Source organism: Actinomycetota bacterium (assembly GCA_035536535.1).
In the GTDB taxonomy this organism is placed as follows: domain Bacteria; phylum Actinomycetota; class JAICYB01; order JAICYB01; family JAICYB01; genus DATLNZ01.
The window spans coordinates 1-2,049 of sequence record DATLNZ010000085.1; the positions used below are offsets into that span (position 1 = coordinate 1).

Sequence of the window (2,049 nt, forward strand, 5' to 3'; positions counted from 1 at the left end):
GAGCAGTCGAACGGCAGCTCCTCCAGCGGACGCACGTGCCGGGACATGCGCGAGCCCAGCGCCTCCTGGCGCAGCACCGCCCCGGGACCTTCCAGGGTCATGGTCCACGTCCCGGGATCCACCTCCGGCGGGGACCTCCAGGACTGCGGGTCGTCCGGGTCCTCGTAGAACACCTCCAGTTCCGGAGCCGGCCAAAGGCGGTCGCCTCCCGCCACGGGGGCCGGTCCGTCGTACAGGACGTTGGGCAGGTGCTCTCCGCACCGCAGCTCCGCGACGCGGGCGCCGGCGCGCGTCACGACCACCGACCCGGTCCCGGAGGAGAAGGTGTGGTGGTCGGTCACCGCTCGCCGTGATGCATCGTCCACTCGGGAGTAACGTCGCGCGCGGCGTCCACGAGTCCCAGGAACTCGTAGGTCCATACGGTGACCGGTCCATCGGGGGTGGCGGCTTCGACGGCGACCCTGCGGTAAAGCGTGCCCTCGTCCTCGAGTTCGTCGAGCACGGGCAGCGCGGCCGCCCAGTCGTTCAGCCACATCACGAACCCGCTCACCCGCCCCTCGCGATCGAGACGTGCCGACGGGACCCGGTGTCGTACAGGCGTCCGCCGACCGTTGCGGGTACCGCCCGTTGCAGGAACGGCTCGATCACATGGCGCAGACGGAAGCCCGGTTTCAGCAGGCCGTAGACGAACACGGCTTCAGGGCTCACGAGCTTCGCGACCCGATGAGTCCCGCCATCAGCTGCGTGGCCGCCGCGGCCGGATCCGGCGAGTCAACGATCGCCCGCACGACGACCACCCTGTCCGCACCGGCGTCCGCGACCTGGCGGACGTTCATCGGGCTTATCCCCCCAATCGCAAACCACGGGAAGGTCACCGTCCGTGCGGCCATTTCAATCAGGTCCAGCCCCACCGCCGGGCGCCCCGGCTTCGTGGGGGTCTCGTGGACCGGCCCCACCGCGATGTAGTCGATGACTCCCCGCTCGTGCAGCGCGGCAGCGTCGGCAATCTGGTCCGGGGAGTGCGTGGACAGCCCGACGATCACGTCGGGACCGACGATGTCCCGGACGGCCTCGGGCGGCAGGTCGTCCTGACCGACGTGCACCCCGTCGGCCCCCAGGACCCTCGCCACGTCCGGACGGTCGTTCACCACGAACGGCACGTCCAGCCGTTCGCAGGCCTCCTGCCAAAGCGCGCCCGTCCGAAGGATCGCCTTGGCTTCGCCTTCCTTGTCCCGCAGCTGCACGATCCCCACGCCGGCGGCCACCACTTCGGCAAGGTCGGTGAACCCTGGCCCGGCGACCAGGTACAGCCGCGCGCGATTCAGCGCCGCCCGGCGGTGGTCCGGCCTCATCCGCCCTGCACCGGACGCACGACCTCCAGGACGTCCCCCGGCTCCAGCCGCACCGTGTCGAAGTCCGACCTCGCCACGGGCAGCCCGTTGCGTTCCACGACCACCCACCGGGAGCCGAGGCCGAGCATCTCGATCAGCCGCTGCACCGTGCAGTCCTGGGGCACCTCGATCGGCTTTCCGTTCGCGCTCACCACCATCGCCGCGACCGTATCACCGGGGGCCGGGGGCGAGGCTTGGATATCGGCCCTCCCGACCCCCGTCACTTCCAGACGGTCGTTCGCGAAGAAGGGCGCGTCCAGTCCCTCACAGACCTATCACCACTCTCGGCTCGACCTGTCCCGGACCCACTGCGCCACCTCGTCGGCGTCCACGGGCAGCGTCGTGTCCACCTCGAGCAGAGGGGACTCCAGGGGCAGTGGGCGTCCACCTTCCTTCAACCAGAGCTGCCAGTCCTGTTCGCCCCGTTCGCGGTCGCCGTGCCTGGTTGGATCCCTCCGGGCCCTCTCCTCGTAACGCTGTCGCGCAACCTCGTAGGGGCACCTGCAGTAGACCTGAACGAGTCGGGGGCCGACCGCCTGGAGTTCCGACACGAACGAGGCATGGAAGAAAGAGTCGAGTACAGCGCCGGAGTAGGCGTATGCGACGAGCGCGTACAGGACTTGCTGACTGGCCTTGCCGATCTCATTGCACGCGGCAG

At 69.7% G+C, this 2,049-nt stretch carries 5 protein-coding genes and 1 pseudogene; all 6 read right to left on the reverse strand.

The features are described 5' to 3' along the window. Window positions 1-341, reverse strand: a 341-nt coding sequence (locus tag VNE62_05615; protein HVE91759.1) for a hypothetical protein, incomplete at its 3' end; no start/stop codon positions are given. Continuing rightward, window positions 338-574 (reverse strand): annotated as a pseudogene (locus VNE62_05620) (gamma-glutamylcyclotransferase). The pseudogene VNE62_05620 and the gene VNE62_05615, both read right to left, overlap by 4 nt. After that, window positions 547-708, reverse strand: a complete 162-nt coding sequence (locus tag VNE62_05625; protein HVE91760.1) for a hypothetical protein — start codon at window positions 706-708, stop codon at window positions 547-549. The pseudogene VNE62_05620 and the gene VNE62_05625 overlap by 28 nt, the downstream one beginning before the upstream one ends. Further along, the gene (gene thiE, locus VNE62_05630; protein ID HVE91761.1) at window positions 705-1,352 is read right to left on the reverse strand and encodes a thiamine phosphate synthase; all 648 of its coding nucleotides are present in this window, start codon (window positions 1,350-1,352) and stop codon (window positions 705-707) included. Before thiE ends, VNE62_05625 begins: the two co-directional genes overlap by 4 nt. Then, a complete protein-coding gene (thiS, locus tag VNE62_05635; GenBank protein ID HVE91762.1) occupies window positions 1,349-1,549 on the reverse strand; it encodes a sulfur carrier protein ThiS in 201 nt (66 codons plus the stop codon). The genes thiE and thiS overlap by 4 nt, the downstream gene beginning before the upstream one ends. A 117-nt stretch (window positions 1,550-1,666) precedes the next feature. Continuing rightward, a partial coding sequence (locus VNE62_05640) for a hypothetical protein (GenBank protein HVE91763.1) occupies window positions 1,667-2,049 on the reverse strand: 383 nt, incomplete at its 5' end.

Bases quoted from the DNA above. Each gene is read 5' to 3' on its own strand.
- thiE (HVE91761.1), bottom strand. From the start codon at position 1,352: ATGAGGCCGGACCACCGCCGGGCGGCGCTGAATCGCGCGCGGCTGTAC.
- thiS (HVE91762.1), bottom strand. From the start codon at position 1,549: ATGGTGGTGAGCGCGAACGGAAAGCCGATCGAGGTGCCCCAGGACTGC.